Genomic DNA, 13,903 nt, shown 5'->3' with positions numbered 1-13,903 from the left:
AGAGCTTATCCGGCAGGAGCTATGGGGGGTGTTGCTCGCTTACAATTTAATTCGATACAAAATGGTATTGATGGCCAAGTCCCTTAAAAGTGTATTCCCAAACCAACTGAGCTTTAGAGATGCCTCATCGCACATCATCCACAAGCTCACTCTGATGCCAATTTATGCGCCGGGTAATGTGCCCGGATTCATCTTGGAAATAGAAAAAAATGCCAGTCAATTAAAGCTTGAAGGAAAGCGAGAACGCAGTTATCCAAGGACGCTAAAGGTATCGAAAAATCGCTACCCGGTGGCTAAAAGTAAAAATGCCGCTCACCTTAAGTGAACGGCATTAAGCGCAATGCTGGCCTTTTAGTTAATGATAGCCTGGCTTAAAGCTTACTTAATTACTACTTTGTTGCATTATTTTTGGTATTCGCCAGACTTTTTTAGCTTAGCTAAACCTTGATTAAAGTCATCGCGCAATCGCTTTTCTAGTGCTTCAGCAACAGGCATTGCCAGTGCGCTATGTTTAAGATGTAACAAATGATACAAACCAAAGGGACCTATCGTCGTTGCCGCTTTATTTGCATTATCCAGCGGCAAAGGCGCTATCAATTTGCTTTCTGCCCAAAGCATATAATCAATTTTGCCAGAGACGAACATCGCCATGACGCCATTCCAATCACTGTTAAAGTAAAGCTTAGCTTCAATATTGGTCGCTAACAGTTGTAAGGTAGCGTCTTGTGTTGGAACTAAGATACGTAGCTTGGCGTTTCTTAATACACTGTCCTGGCAAACAATGCCCTTGCGACAATACAATACCACTTGCACCGTATCTAGCAGTACTACCGGGACTGCATTATCAATACCCCGTAACACCGGTTCTAACCTTGCAACATCACCATCGACTAAGTTGTCTGCAAAGAGTTTAAGTGTTCTTGCGCCTTCGGCTTCTTGAAACCTAAGTTGGTAGCCTAATTCCCTATACACGTCTTGCAACATTGGTATCAAAATCGCGTGCGTTATAGGATGGTTTGAATGACTAAATAACAACTCGTCCGCCATCACCTGTCTACCAGGCAGTAATGCTGAAAACAGTATGAGTGAGAGCCGGAAAACATATTTCATATTTGGATCCAGTGCACTTTATGGCTACAGTATAAACCACGATTGAACTATAAAAGTGCCAGTGTCAAAACTGGCATAAAAAAACATCAAAGAGCAGCCTTATGATGCGAAATGTTATACAGCTTCACTTCAGTATTGTTATTAACGCGCCGGTGCAGACAGTATGGCAGCGCATGTTGTCTGATGTGGGTTACCGTTCATGGACTTCCGCTTTTTGCGAAGGTTCTTACTTTAAAGGCAGTTGGCAGCAGGGCGAGACCATGCGGTTTTTATCGCCGTCCGGTGATGGCATGGTCGCCACCATTGCAGAGCATCAACCGCTGGAGTTTATCTCGATTAAACATTTGGGGTTTATTGTTGCAGGTGTAGATGATTTCACTAGCGACAAGGTGACCTGCTGGGCGCCAGCGTTTGAGAATTACCGTTTTACTGAAACAGAGGCGGGTATGCGACTGGATATTGAGCAGGAGATTGCCCAGGAGTATGAGCAATATATGCTGGATACCTGGCCCAAAGCGCTCGAAGCACTCAAGCTGCTATGCGAACAGGGCTAAAGTTGGTTAGCTAAAGGTTGATTCAGAGTTATTAAGCGTTTATTTATCTTGTCAGATACCGCTTCTGCCAAAGCCTTATGTTTTACATGAAGTAGATGGGATAGCGCAAAAGGCCCTATCGGTGTAGCTGTTTTGTTTATGTTCTTAAGTGTTAGTGGCGCAATTAAATGGCTTTCTATCCAGAGCAGGTAATCAACTTTTCCGGCATCAAACATTGTCAGAATGCTCTGCCAGTCATTATTGAAATATAGCTTGGTAACAATTTCTCGAGTCAGCAGTTTTAATGTTGCATCCTGAGTTGGCACCAGAATTCGTGACATGGTGTCTTGCAACACACTTTGGTCACAGTAGATATCCAAACGACAATATAGCACCACATTTATTGTGTCGAGTTGTGCCACTGATAACGCATTTTTTAGGCTGCGTGTTATCGGTTCTAACCGGCCAACATCACGATCAACTAAGCCATCGTTTAACAATTTGAGTGCTCGGGCGCCTTCTGCCTCCTGAAATACTAAGGTGTAACCTAATTCGGCATAAACTTCTTCCAACATAGGCTTAAGCACGTTATTAACGAGCGGATGATTAGAATGTGTAAACACCAACTCTTTGGCAGATGAAACCGCACAGAAGCATGAGCATAAGATTAGGCTAAAGATAATCAGTCGGGGCATTGTCACGTCCATTGCGATTGATGCAACTAGTATAGATCAGAATTGTTGCATAACAGTGATAAAACCACCGATGATAATGCGTAAGTAATCTAATTGTAATAGGTATTTATTTTAGGTAATGGAACCGAATGCTAATGCTATGGTCGTAGTTGCTGATAACTTAATGGAGTAAGGCATGAAAAAATTTCAACAACTATGGCGGGAAAACTGCGGCATTATCGTATTTTTGTGTTGCATGTTTGTGTTTAGAAGTGCTGTGGCGGATTGGAACGATGTACCCACCGCCTCAATGCAGCCGACTATTCAAATTGGCGATCGTCTTTTAGTCAATAAAATGGCCTACGATCTGCGAGTACCCTTTACTACTAAATCGTTAATTAAACGTGCCGATCCTGAGCGTGGTGACATTGTTATTTTTATGTCTGAAGCGGCGGGTGATCGCTTGGTTAAGCGGGTTATTGGTGTACCCGGCGATGTGGTTGCAATGCATAACAATGTGCTTAGCATCAATGGCAAACGTTTAGACTATGCTGCACAAGCTGCCGTTGCCGATAATGCGATGGTGTTAACCGAACAGTTGGACGCGATATCGCATCAGGTGAAATTAGCGCCATTTTCTACCGGCCGTGACAGCTTTAATGCGGTAACCGTGCCCGACAACAGTTACTTGGTATTGGGTGATAATCGGGACAATAGCGCAGATTCCAGGGTAATTGGTTTCGTGCCGCGTAACGAGATTGTTGGCCGAGCCAGTACGGTGCTGTTTTCACTGGATTACGATAACTACTTGTTACCTCGCAGTGAGCGGTTTTTCGCTGCGTTATAGTAGATAATATTGGGTCACACTACTTTTTGTTGTCTGGCGTATTGCTGTAAATAACAGATCTTACCTGGGCTTTATAAGCAGCCACTTGCCTATAAAAAGTTAGGTTTGCCAGCGCTAAAAAGTGGTGTTAGTTTTAATAGCAATGCTTACAGACGTGTACATATAATGGACGACATTCTAAAAGAACTAACACAATCAATCGACAACAATAATTTAGAGCTTCAAGTTAGGGCACTTATCCAGTTACTGCAGCAGTCTACTGGGCTGGAGTCCGCTTATTTTACCCGCATCGATGTTGATAAAGGTATGCAACATATTGTTTATTCAATAAATACAGGTCAGTTGCAATTAAATGAAGGCTTGTCAGTTAACTGGGATGATACCTTATGCAAAAGGGCAATAGAACAGCAACAATTTGTGACTACTGATGTGTCTGCTTGTTGGGGCGACTCAGCGGCGGCTGCTGAATTGGGTATCAATACGTATATAAGTGCTCCAGTTGAATTATCCGATGGCCATTTGTATGGCACAGTCTGTGCTGCTAGCACAGAAAAAACCGCTGTCTCAGATAAAAGTGCCAGTTTACTGCTACTTATTGGTCGGCTTATTGCAGTACAGGTTGAACGCGAAAAACTGTTACAGCAACTGGCGTTAGAGAATCGGCATTATCGTAATGTAGCGCTGACCGACCCGTTAACGGGTCTTGGAAACCGGCGCGAGTTAGAGTTGGAATTACAGCGCGAGTTAGCCAATAGCCAGCGCAGTGGCAGTGCAATCTTTGTTGCCTATATTGATTTAGATAACTTCAAAACAATTAACGACCAATATGGTCATGATGCAGGTGACCGATTGTTATTAGCGATAGCTGCCAATTTAAAAAAAGGCCGTCGGGAAGGTGACTTTATTGCCCGTGTAGGCGGTGATGAATTTGTCGTTTTTGGTTTGTTAACGGGTAACGATATTATGCATGCTGCCAAGGCACTGCGTGAGCAGCTTTTTAACAGCACTGAGGGCCGTTTTGATATTGCAGATACGTTCTTGCATTACAAAGGAGGCAGTGTCGGATTAGTGATTGCTGAACCCGGTGAAAAAATAAGCCATTTACTAAAGCGGGCAGATGAAGAGATGTACCGTGATAAAAAACGGCGCGCCACAGCACGCCGTTATTAAATAGTTTTAGGGGTGTTTAGTTGCGCTTAGTCGCACCCACTCATCCTGTACGGCGATAGGGTCAAAGCTGAACTCGTCGCTATAAGCGTCAATCACGCTTTGCGCCTGACTTTCCAATATGCCTGATAACGCCAGTTTGCCGCCGGGTTTTACATAAGCACTAATAATGTTTTTTAGCTCAGCCAAGGGGCCGGCCAGAATGTTAGCCACCACGACATCTGCCTGAAAGTCTTGCGGCTGATTTTGCGGTAAATACAGCTCTATCTGTCCTTCAACATGGTTGCGCTTGGCATTGGCGGTACTGGCTTCTATAGCTTGCGGGTCAATATCAACACCAATGACGCGCTTAGCGCCCAGTTTTAATGCGGCGATACCCAAGATGCCAGAACCACAGCCAAAGTCGACTACAGTTTGCTCTGGTTGAATAGTCGCATCCAGCCATTGCATGCAAAGCGCTGTAGTAGGGTGGGTGCCGGTACCAAAGGCTAACCCCGGGTCTAACATCACATTGACTGCTGTAGGATCTGGAATGTCACGCCAGCTGGGGCAAACCCATAGCCGGTTACCGAACTTGATCGGATGAAAGTTATCCATCCACTCGCGTTCCCAGTCTTTATCCTCCAGCTGTTCTAGCTTGTACTCCACACCCTGTTTAAAAAACGACACTTGCTCTAGCTGCTTTAGTACCTTGTCCATCGGATGCTCGGCATCAAACAGGCCAACTACCACGGTGTTAGTCCAGTAAATTACCTCGCCGGGCATCGGTTCATAAATGGGGGTGTCGTGGGCATCAAGAAAACTCACCGCCTGCGCGCCCCAGCCCATAAGCATATCACTAACTTGCTCGGCTTTTTCTTCAGTGGTTGTCACTCGCAGTTGGATCCAGGGCATAAATAGTCTCGCAGATAAAATTTTGCCGCATTATAGCAAAAAGGCCGCAAAAGCGGCCTTTAATCTATAACTGAGTGCTACTTGATACCCAGTTTATGTTCCAGATAGTGGATGTTGGTGCCACCTTGGCAGAAACCTTCATCACGCATAATGTCTTTGTGCAGCGGGATGTTGGTTTTAATACCTTCTACCAGCAGTTCATCCAGTGCATTACGCATACGCGCAATGGCGATATCACGGGTTTCACCGTAAGTAATTAACTTACCGACCATAGAGTCGTAATTTGGTGGCACAGTGTAATCGGCATAAATATGCGAATCCCAGCGAATACCGTTACCACCGGGTGGATGGAAACGGCTAATCTTGCCTGGCGAAGGCATAAAGGTTTTTGGATCTTCAGCATTAATACGACATTCCACAGCATGGCCGCGGATAATAATATCTTCCTGCTTCAGGGTCAGTGGCATACCAGAGGCAACGCGCAGTTGTTCTTTAATCAGGTCGACGCCGCTTATCATTTCTGTTACCGGGTGCTCTACCTGGATACGGGTATTCATCTCGATAAAGAAAAACTCGCCGTTTTCAAACAGGAACTCAAAGGTGCCGGCACCACGATAGTTCATCACTTTACAGGCATCAACACAGCGACCGCCGATAAAGGCACGTAGCTCTGGTGTTATACCCGGCGCTGGCGCTTCTTCAACGACTTTTTGGTGACGACGTTGCATAGAACAGTCACGTTCACCTAAGTGAATGGCATTACCCTGGCCATCTGCTAATACCTGAATTTCGATATGACGTGGGTTCTCAAGGAATTTTTCCATGTACACCATGTCATTACCAAAAGCGGCTTTGGCTTCAGCTTTGGTCATCTCGATAGAGCTTACCAATTCTTCTTCGCTGCGAACCACGCGCATACCACGGCCACCGCCGCCGCCTGCAGCTTTAACAATGATGGGATAACCAATGCGCTTGGCAATGACCATGTTAGTGGCCGCATCGTCACCTACTGCACCATCTGAGCCAGGTACGCAGGGAACGCCCGCTTTTTTCATCGCTTCAATGGCAGAGACTTTATCACCCATTAAACGGATAGAATCCGGGTGTGGGCCGATAAATACTAAGCCGCTTTCTTCTACCTGTTGCGCGAAATCTGCGCGCTCGGCTAAAAAACCGTAGCCAGGGTGAATAGCCTGCGCATTGGTCACTTCAGCCGCGGCAATTAATGCCGGGATATTCAGATAGCTTTGTGGTGAAGGTGCCGGGCCAATACAAATGGTTTCATCAGCTAGCAACACATGTTTTAAATTACGATCGACGGTGGAGTGCACCGCCACCGTTTTAATGCCCAGCTCTTTGCAAGCGCGTAAAATACGCAATGCAATTTCGCCACGGTTGGCAATCAGTACTTTTTCTAGCATCAGTCTGCCTTTTGCGTTATTCGATCACAAAGAGTGGCTGGTCAAATTCAACCGGCTCGCCGTTTTCAAGCAAAATGTCTTTTACCACACCGGCCTTATCAGACTGGATTTGGTTCATCATTTTCATCGCTTCGACAATGCACAATGTATCGCCCACTTTAATTGTTTGGCCCACTTCAACGAAATTCTTCGCGGTAGGAGAGGCGGCACGGTAGAAAGAACCCACCATAGGCGATTTAACTACATGGCCACTAACGGCTGCCGGAGCTGCGGCCGCAGGTGCTGCAGCTGGCGCGGCGGCAGGCGCCGGTGCTTGTGCATATTGCTGTGGTGCCGGAGCATAATGCTGCATTGGCGCGTACTGTGGTGTCGGGCCATTACGGCTGATACGCACAGATTCTTCACCTTCGGTGATCTCAAGCTCAGAGATACCTGACTCTTCCAGCAGCTCGATCAATTTTTTAATCTTTCTAATATCCATGTCTATTTAGCCTGATTTAGTTATTACTATTTGGTTGTTTGTAATGCTGTTATCGCCGCGTCTAAAGCATAGTGATAACCTCTGGCCCCCAGACCACAGATCACCCCTTTGGCGATATCAGATAAATACGAATGGCGGCGAAACTCTTCGCGCGCATGTACATTTGATAAATGCACCTCAATAAAGGGAATGGCTACTGCCAGCAGGGCATCTCGAATAGCCACACTGGTATGGGTAAAAGCACCCGGGTTAATCAAAATAAAATCTTGTTGCCCCAGACTTTGTTGAATCGCAGTCACCAGCTCATGCTCGGCATTAGATTGTAAATGTGTCAGTTCGACACGTTTTACGACAGCCTGTTCCGTCAAATCTGAAATAATGTCAGCTAAGGTTGCTGAACCATATACCGCTGGCTCACGCACACCCAACATATTCAGGTTAGGGCCGTTTAAGACTAAAATTCGATAAGTTGCCGCCATTTGTGCGTAATTCCCGCTAATTGTTTTAATCCGGCACTATCTTGCCAAAGCTAAGTGATAATTGCATCTGTTTGACAACTTTCTGTCAAAAGCTGAGCAATTGGCTTAACAATAGCGCCTTATTATAGTGAAATCGTGACAAATGGCAGCAAAATACTGGTCTTATCAGCCAGAAGGCAGGCAGGAGTAAGCGGCGCTGGGTAAAAGCGCCGCAATAAAACTTACTGTTGGATTTGTTTCAGGTGGGCAGCAAAGTCACTGGCGTTCTTAAAACCGATAACACGGGCTTGCGTTAACTCATTACCTTGGGGATCAAATATCAATAATGCTGGCAGGCCTAGCACTTGATAGTTACTCAGTAGCTTTTGGTCTTTCAGGCTGTTTTTTGTCACATCCACTTTCAGCAATTGCATTTTTTTCATTTGCGCCTGTACCTCAGGCTTAGGGAACGTTAAATGCTCGAACTCTTTACAGGCAATGCACCAGTCGGCATAAAAATCGACTATCGTGTAGCGCCCGTCGCTATTAGCCAGTTTTTGCTGTAGTTCATCTAAACCATCGACAAGCTCGAAACTGGCGTTTTGCTCTGTGGCCTGGCTGGTTGCAGGCGCTGGCCACCAGTGAGATACATTTAAGTATAAGGCTGTGACTAACAGTAACTGACCGACGATTAATAACACGGCTTTCGCGGTCGCATTTTGCAAACTAAACAGTACCCGGTACAAATAGATAACAAAGGCTAATGTCAACAATGAGCCTGCAGCGATAACGTAGTCAAACGACAGGATGCGGTCGAGTAAAATTAGCGGTACTGCCAGCAATAAAAAACCAAAGGTTGTTTTTACCGCATTCATCCAGTTGCCTGCTTTGGGTAGTAGTTTGCCACCAGAGCTACCCAATAACAGTAGTGGTAAGCCCATCCCTAAACTTAAAATGTACAACGTTATGGCACCCAGCAATAAATCCCCGCTTTGTGCGACATACAACAGGGCTGCTGACAGCGGTGCAGTAGTACAAGGCGAAGCAATAAGGCCTGATAACGCGCCCATCACAAACGCGCCCTTTAATGAGCCCCCTTGCTGTTTATTGCTAATACCGCTGACTTTCTCCTGCCAACTGGACGGTAAACTTAAATTAAATACACCAAACATCGATAGCGCTAACAACACAAAAATCACGCTGGCTACAATAAGCACCGCAGGGTGTTGCATGTAACCTTGAAACTTTACGCCCAAACTGGCAATAACTAAGCCAAGCAACGAATAGGTGATAGCCATACCTTGAACGTATGAAAACGACAAGCTAAAGGCGCGTTTGTTAGACAGTTGCGAACCCTGGCCAACAATAATGCTGGTAAGAATGGGGTACATTGGGAACACGCACGGGGTAAACGCCAGTCCAATGCCGAGTAAAAAGAACCCGGCTAAGGTGGCGATACTGGCGCCATCAGTCAGTTTCTCCGCCAGAGTATTTTGGCTGGACACCGGAATGCTATTGGCACTGTCGCCTGATGTAACACTGGCGGCGATGTTTGAACTATTATTGGCTGCGGCACTGGACGAAGTGTCTGATGCAGTTGCTGATAAGGGTAACAAGGGCAGTTCTTTAGTTACCGGTGGATAACACAAGCCGGCTTCTGCACACCCCATATATTGAATTTTAAACACGCCATCTTCGCTGACATCGGTTAGCGGGATGCGTAATGTTAGCTGATGAAAATACACGTTAGTAACGCCGAAGTATTCATCTTCAATTTGCATGCTGGCTGGATAAGACGGGTGCGAAAAACTTACGGCGATGCCACCCAGTTTTATTTTGTCTTTGTATAAATAGTAGCCGTCAGCGATAGTCCAGCTAATCACTAACTCATCTTGTTTTTGTATGTAGTCAAAAACGAACGCCTGTTCTACCGGCAGGAAGCTATCATCAGCTTTAAGCAAGCTGTCTAAGACGGAACTTTGTTGGGCCTGAACCGGCACCAGCAAACTTAACCAGAGTATCAATGGCAGAAAAAACACTTTAAACATCAGCTTCTACTTCCTTATTTACGCAATTGCGTTGCAACAGCCTAACATTAACATGTGAACATATACGGTGATAGCGACAAAAGGTTGCTGTCTATGCGATAAATGCCACTCCAGCTCAGACCTGTAACTGTGGCGGAATATTTCATTTGGGCTGACGATAATCTACCCGCCTTAAGACAACATTAAGAAATTTTTGCTTTTGCCCTTGGATTTTTTTCCTGTTCGCCCCATATATCCTGCACACAATTTAACACCCATGTTAAAACACAAAATAGCTTTAGGAGATAGAGCATGAATATTCGTCCATTACACGACCGTGTCATTATCAAACGTTTAGAAGCTGAAAGTAAATCAGCGGGTGGCATCGTCTTAACGGGTGCTTCTGCCGAGAAATCTACTCGGGGTGAAGTGGTAGCCGTTGGCTTGGGCCGTGTTTTAGATAACGGTGACGTAAAACCGTTAGATGTGAAAGTTGGCGACAAAGTATTGTTCGGCGCTTATGTAGAGCGTACTGAGAAAATTGAAGGCCAGGAGTATGTGATCACCAAAGAAGACAATATCTTAGGTGTGATCCTGGATTAATTCTATTCGAACCGTATTACGCATTAACTGAATGTAAGGATTAAGAGAAATGGCAGCAAAAGACGTACGTTTTGGCGATGAAGCCCGCAACAAAATGCTTAAAGGTGTAAATATTCTGGCTAACGCAGTACGCGTTACCTTAGGTCCGAAAGGCCGCAATGTTATTCTGGATAAATCTTTCGGCGCACCAATGATCACTAAAGACGGTGTATCTGTTGCGAAAGAAATTGAGCTGGAAGATAAGTTCGAAAACATGGGCGCACAGATGGTGAAAGAGGTTGCCTCTAAAGCCAATGATGAAGCTGGTGACGGCACCACTACTGCAACGGTATTAGCGCAAAACATCATTAATGAAGGTGTTAAAGCGGTTGCAGCGGGTATGAACCCAATGGATTTAAAGCGCGGTATCGACAAAGCTGTAATAGCCGCTGTAGCTGAACTTAAGCTGTTATCTCAGCCGTGTGCAGACAGCAAAGCTATTGCGCAAGTAGGTACTATCTCTGCCAACTCTGACGATGAAATCGGCCAGATTATTGCAAACGCAATGGATAAAGTAGGTAAAGAAGGCGTAATCACTGTTGAAGAAGGTCAGGGTTTAGACAACGAGCTTGACGTGGTTGAAGGTATGCAGTTTGACCGTGGTTACCTGTCTCCGTACTTCATCAACAACCAGGAAGCAGGCCAGGTAGAGCTGGATAACCCGTATATTCTTACTATTGATAAGAAAGTATCTAATATCCGTGAGTTATTGCCAGTATTAGAAGCTGTGGCTAAGTCAGGTAAGCCGTTGTTGTTAATTGCTGAAGATGTTGAAGGCGAAGCCTTAGCAACGTTAGTAGTAAACAACATGCGTGGCATCGTGAAAATTTCTGCAGTAAAAGCACCAGGTTTTGGTGACCGTCGTAAAGCCATGCTGCAAGACATTGCGACATTAACCGGTGGTACCGTGATTTCTGAAGAAATTGGTATGGAACTGGAAAAAGCAGGTCTGGAAGAATTAGGTACTGCTAAGCGCGTTGTTATTACCAAAGATAACACCACCATTATTGATGGTGCTGGCGACCAGGCTGCAATTGATGGCCGTGTTAAACAAATTCGCCAACAAATTGAAGAAGCAACATCAGATTACGACAAAGAAAAACTGCAAGAGCGTCTGGCTAAATTAGCTGGTGGCGTTGCGGTTATTAAGGTTGGCGCTTCTACTGAAATCGAAATGAAAGAGAAAAAAGCCCGCGTTGAAGATGCTCTGCATGCAACCCGTGCTGCGGTAGAAGAAGGCGTAGTGCCTGGCGGTGGTGTAGCGTTAGTTCGCGTAGCGGCTAAGTTAGGCGACCTGCGTGGCATTAACGAAGATCAAAACCACGGTATTAAGATTGCACTGCGTGCAATGGAATCACCGTTACGTCAAATCGTTGATAATGCCGGTGAAGAAGCGTCTGTTGTAGTAAACAACGTGAAAAACGGTTCAGGTAACTACGGTTACAATGCAGCGACCAGTGAATACGGCGACATGCTGGAGATGGGTATTCTTGACCCAACTAAAGTAACGCGTTCAGCATTGCAATTCGCTGCTTCAGTAGGTTCATTAATGATTACCACTGAAGCTATGGTTACTGAGTTGCCTAAAGGCGATGCCCCAGCAATGCCAGATATGGGCGGCATGGGTGGCATGGGCGGCATGATGTAACTCGTTAGCGCTCACTAACGTAAAGCCCCGCTATTTGCGGGGTTTTTTTATGCCAGCAATATCGTATGTTAACGGCGGGCGCTACAATTTTATACAAAACACTACAGTCCTTGGTCGATAAATCGGGCTATAGTTAGCCAAGTTAACTAAACTTTGTGCAAAATATACACCCTAACAAGGTATTGCACGCTATTGCGTGAGTAGAAGCAGGAGACAGGTTATGCGTAAAATTATAGTGCTTTGTGGGTTGGCCGCCCTGGCATTCAGCTCAGTACACGCTGCCGAGGTGAAAGTGCAATGGCAAGACCCGGAAAAGTTTACCGATATTCGTCCGGCAAACGATAGCCGCAAAAGCTATCGCGAGCGTGTTATTCGCAAATTTGATGAGTTCTTTCAACAAATGGGTACGAAATTGCCTGAAGGTTACAATTTGGATGTGACGGTAACGGACATCGATTTGGCTGGCGATGTCGATTACTTTATCAGTGGCGCAGGTAATGCGCTTCGCGTTGTTAAAGACATTTACTCGCCTGCAATGAAGTTTAGTTACGTGTTGCGGGATAACCATGGTGAACAAGTCATGCAGGCTGATGAAAAACTGCGTGATATGGGGTTTATGCAATCGATACGTTCGGCGCATAATTCAGATGAGTTTCGTTATGAAAAACGAATGCTGGAAGATTGGTTTGAGCGTGAATTAAAGCCCGGAGTCGAGCAGCATCAACATATGCTACCTAAAGTGAGTGTTAAACCTGCAGTGTAGATCTCATTAATTTGCTATCACTATGTCTGTCACTTTTAATGTGTGGCAGACATAGCAATGATAAAGTCCTATAAACAGCAAGAACCCGTATGAAATGTTATTGTGTTGTTAGCAGCGTCCTAAATTCTGCGAGTGTGGCATGCAGCTGTTTTAACTGCTGCACCACACGCTGCAGTGTCGCAGTATTAAACTGCTGGCTTTGGCGCATTGCCGCAACCTGTTCAGCAGTTTCAGCCAAGTACGGCATAAAACGGTTACTTGATGCCTGAAATAGCTTATTGTCGGCAAAGATACGCTGATGTTTGGCATGGCCTTGTTGCTGCAGGTTGTCTAACAGGGCATCGGCATCGAGCGCTTTGCGATACAGCTCTTTTAAATTGTCATCAAGTTGAGTCAGTAAAGTATCCATAATAAAGCTTAATGGCGAATAAGTAGCGCTATTATGCCATAAGGCGACGGCGGCTTCAGCAGCTGCAATGTTTATCTGTGATACAAAGTATTTTTTTGTCTACCCGTTTCCTTAAGAAACGTTTTGTTATATTATCTCGTTTCTTAAGTTTTAGTCGCCAGAGTGAGCACTGTGTTAGCAACAGTTAGAAGTATGTTTGATAAAATCGGAATTACGGTGACGTCGCTTTGCGCCATTCACTGTATTATGCTGCCCGTTATCTTACCGGTTTTACCCTTGTTGGGGCTTAGTGCTGTGCATAACCATGCGTTTGAACGTATTGTGTTATTGGTCACCATGGTATTGGGTTTTATAACCCTTTTTATTGGTTTTCATCGCTACCATCGTAAACTCTATCCGTTTTACTCGTTGTTTCTTGGCGGTTTTATTTACTGGCAAAAAGACGCCTGGGGCCCACAAAACGAACATGCTGTGTTAATGGTTGGGGCTGCACTCGTTGTTTTAGCGCATATTATGAACATGCGGTTGTGTAATAACTGTAATAGTTGTGAAGACGAGCACTAGATAGACAGCATAAAAAAATCCCGCCTTGGCGTAATGCCGTTCACTTAAGGTGAGCGGCATTTTTACTTTTAGCCACCGGGTAGCGATTTTTCGATACCTTTAGCGTCCTTGGATAACTGCGTTCTCGCTTTCCTTCAAGCTTGAATTGACTGGCATTTTTTTCTATTTCCAAGATGAATCCGGGCACATTACCCGGCGCATAAATTGGCATCAGAGTGAGCTTGTGGATGATGTGCGATGAGGCATCTCTAAAGCTCAGTTGGTT

General features: G+C 45.2%; 15 protein-coding genes and 2 pseudogenes. 8 read left to right on the top strand and 9 right to left on the bottom strand.

What is annotated here, in order from left to right; translation table 11 throughout:
* A pseudogene (locus H595_RS22860) lies at positions 1-325 on the top strand (IS4 family transposase); the annotation flags it as partial.
* A 77-nt stretch (positions 326-402) separates the two neighbouring features.
* Here H595_RS22860 and H595_RS0118430 read toward each other — a convergent pair.
* Complete coding sequence (locus H595_RS0118430; RefSeq protein ID WP_027672506.1) at positions 403-1,110, bottom strand: ABC transporter substrate-binding protein; 708 nt, start codon at positions 1,108-1,110, stop codon at positions 403-405.
* A gap of 101 nt (positions 1,111-1,211) precedes the next feature.
* Between H595_RS0118430 and H595_RS0118425 the strand changes: the two genes are divergently transcribed.
* Complete coding sequence (locus H595_RS0118425) at positions 1,212-1,664, top strand: SRPBCC family protein (protein WP_240474940.1); 453 nt, start codon at positions 1,212-1,214, stop codon at positions 1,662-1,664.
* On the opposite strand, the gene H595_RS0118420 is transcribed toward H595_RS0118425, so the two are convergent.
* The gene (locus tag H595_RS0118420) at positions 1,661-2,266 is read right to left on the bottom strand and encodes a hypothetical protein (protein ID WP_156886024.1); all 606 of its coding nucleotides are present in this window, start codon (positions 2,264-2,266) and stop codon (positions 1,661-1,663) included. The two genes, H595_RS0118425 and H595_RS0118420, sit on opposite strands and share 4 nt — an antisense overlap.
* Before the next feature lie 247 nt (positions 2,267-2,513).
* Here H595_RS0118420 and lepB point away from each other — a divergent pair, with 247 nt between their 5' ends.
* Positions 2,514-3,164 (top strand): signal peptidase I, encoded by a 651-nt coding sequence (gene lepB / locus H595_RS0118415; RefSeq protein WP_027672503.1) that lies wholly within the window; start codon positions 2,514-2,516, stop codon positions 3,162-3,164.
* A gap of 165 nt (positions 3,165-3,329) precedes the next feature.
* A complete protein-coding gene (locus H595_RS0118410; RefSeq protein ID WP_027672502.1) occupies positions 3,330-4,334 on the top strand; it encodes a sensor domain-containing diguanylate cyclase in 1,005 nt (334 codons plus the stop codon).
* A gap of 6 nt (positions 4,335-4,340) precedes the next feature.
* On the opposite strand, the gene prmA is transcribed toward H595_RS0118410, so the two are convergent.
* The 5 genes from prmA to H595_RS0118385 all read right to left on the bottom strand — a co-directional run bounded on the left by prmA (position 4,341) and on the right by H595_RS0118385 (position 9,633).
* Entirely contained in the window at positions 4,341-5,225 is an 885-nt protein-coding gene (gene prmA / locus H595_RS0118405) for a 50S ribosomal protein L11 methyltransferase (RefSeq protein ID WP_027672501.1), read from the bottom strand.
* 77 nt (positions 5,226-5,302) lie between these two features.
* Positions 5,303-6,646 (bottom strand): acetyl-CoA carboxylase biotin carboxylase subunit, encoded by a 1,344-nt coding sequence (gene accC, locus H595_RS0118400; RefSeq protein WP_027672500.1) that lies wholly within the window; start codon positions 6,644-6,646, stop codon positions 5,303-5,305.
* 16 nt (positions 6,647-6,662) lie between these two features.
* Positions 6,663-7,127 carry an acetyl-CoA carboxylase biotin carboxyl carrier protein gene (accB, locus tag H595_RS0118395; RefSeq protein ID WP_027672499.1) on the bottom strand — a complete coding sequence of 155 codons (465 nt, stop codon included), beginning with the start codon at positions 7,125-7,127 and terminating at the stop codon, positions 6,663-6,665.
* 26 nt (positions 7,128-7,153) lie between these two features.
* On the bottom strand, positions 7,154-7,606 hold the full coding sequence (gene aroQ, locus H595_RS0118390; protein ID WP_027672498.1) for a type II 3-dehydroquinate dehydratase: 453 nt from the start codon (positions 7,604-7,606) through the stop codon (positions 7,154-7,156).
* 221 nt (positions 7,607-7,827) lie between these two features.
* A complete protein-coding gene (locus H595_RS0118385) occupies positions 7,828-9,633 on the bottom strand; it encodes a protein-disulfide reductase DsbD (RefSeq protein ID WP_027672497.1) in 1,806 nt (601 codons plus the stop codon).
* Positions 9,634-9,924: 291 nt separating this feature from the next.
* Between H595_RS0118385 and H595_RS0118380 the strand changes: the two genes are divergently transcribed.
* The 3 genes from H595_RS0118380 (at position 9,925) to H595_RS0118370 (ending at position 12,665) form a co-directional block, all read left to right on the top strand.
* On the top strand, positions 9,925-10,215 hold the full coding sequence (locus tag H595_RS0118380; RefSeq protein WP_027672496.1) for a co-chaperone GroES: 291 nt from the start codon (positions 9,925-9,927) through the stop codon (positions 10,213-10,215).
* Positions 10,216-10,264: 49 nt separating this feature from the next.
* A complete protein-coding gene (gene groL / locus H595_RS0118375; protein WP_027672495.1) occupies positions 10,265-11,902 on the top strand; it encodes a chaperonin GroEL in 1,638 nt (545 codons plus the stop codon).
* Positions 11,903-12,122: 220 nt separating this feature from the next.
* The gene (locus H595_RS0118370) at positions 12,123-12,665 is read left to right on the top strand and encodes a DUF3016 domain-containing protein (protein ID WP_027672494.1); all 543 of its coding nucleotides are present in this window, start codon (positions 12,123-12,125) and stop codon (positions 12,663-12,665) included.
* A 97-nt stretch (positions 12,666-12,762) separates the two neighbouring features.
* On the opposite strand, the gene H595_RS0118365 is transcribed toward H595_RS0118370, so the two are convergent.
* Positions 12,763-13,074: a primosomal replication protein PriC gene (locus tag H595_RS0118365; protein ID WP_027672493.1), complete on the bottom strand. Its 312-nt coding sequence runs from the start codon at positions 13,072-13,074 to the stop codon at positions 12,763-12,765.
* Between the two features lie 192 nt (positions 13,075-13,266).
* Between H595_RS0118365 and H595_RS0118360 the strand changes: the two genes are divergently transcribed.
* Positions 13,267-13,638 (top strand): MerC domain-containing protein, encoded by a 372-nt coding sequence (locus H595_RS0118360; protein WP_240474938.1) that lies wholly within the window; start codon positions 13,267-13,269, stop codon positions 13,636-13,638.
* A gap of 40 nt (positions 13,639-13,678) precedes the next feature.
* Here H595_RS0118360 and H595_RS24305 read toward each other — a convergent pair.
* Positions 13,679-13,903, bottom strand: a pseudogene (locus H595_RS24305) (IS4 family transposase); the annotation flags it as partial.

This window comes from Rheinheimera baltica DSM 14885 (assembly GCF_000425345.1).
GTDB classification, from domain to species: Bacteria; Pseudomonadota; Gammaproteobacteria; order Enterobacterales; family Alteromonadaceae; genus Alishewanella; species Alishewanella baltica.
The sequence above is the reverse complement of the archived record's forward strand: the minus strand, read 5'-3'. Positions and strand labels throughout refer to the sequence as shown.

Coding starts and splice junctions, on each gene's coding strand:
- accC (WP_027672500.1), bottom strand. CDS start 6,646: ATGCTAGAAAAAGTACTGATTGCCAACCGTGGCGAAATTGCATTGCGT.
- H595_RS0118430 (WP_027672506.1), bottom strand. CDS start 1,110: ATGAAATATGTTTTCCGGCTCTCACTCATACTGTTTTCAGCATTACTG.
- H595_RS0118360 (WP_240474938.1), top strand. CDS start 13,267: ATGTTTGATAAAATCGGAATTACGGTGACGTCGCTTTGCGCCATTCAC.
- aroQ (WP_027672498.1), bottom strand. CDS start 7,606: ATGGCGGCAACTTATCGAATTTTAGTCTTAAACGGCCCTAACCTGAAT.
- H595_RS0118370 (WP_027672494.1), top strand. CDS start 12,123: ATGCGTAAAATTATAGTGCTTTGTGGGTTGGCCGCCCTGGCATTCAGC.
- H595_RS0118385 (WP_027672497.1), bottom strand. CDS start 9,633: ATGTTTAAAGTGTTTTTTCTGCCATTGATACTCTGGTTAAGTTTGCTG.
- H595_RS0118425 (WP_240474940.1), top strand. CDS start 1,212: ATGATGCGAAATGTTATACAGCTTCACTTCAGTATTGTTATTAACGCG.
- groL (WP_027672495.1), top strand. CDS start 10,265: ATGGCAGCAAAAGACGTACGTTTTGGCGATGAAGCCCGCAACAAAATG.
- lepB (WP_027672503.1), top strand. CDS start 2,514: ATGAAAAAATTTCAACAACTATGGCGGGAAAACTGCGGCATTATCGTA.
- H595_RS0118380 (WP_027672496.1), top strand. CDS start 9,925: ATGAATATTCGTCCATTACACGACCGTGTCATTATCAAACGTTTAGAA.
- H595_RS0118410 (WP_027672502.1), top strand. CDS start 3,330: ATGGACGACATTCTAAAAGAACTAACACAATCAATCGACAACAATAAT.
- prmA (WP_027672501.1), bottom strand. CDS start 5,225: ATGCCCTGGATCCAACTGCGAGTGACAACCACTGAAGAAAAAGCCGAG.
- H595_RS0118365 (WP_027672493.1), bottom strand. CDS start 13,074: ATGGATACTTTACTGACTCAACTTGATGACAATTTAAAAGAGCTGTAT.
- accB (WP_027672499.1), bottom strand. CDS start 7,127: ATGGATATTAGAAAGATTAAAAAATTGATCGAGCTGCTGGAAGAGTCA.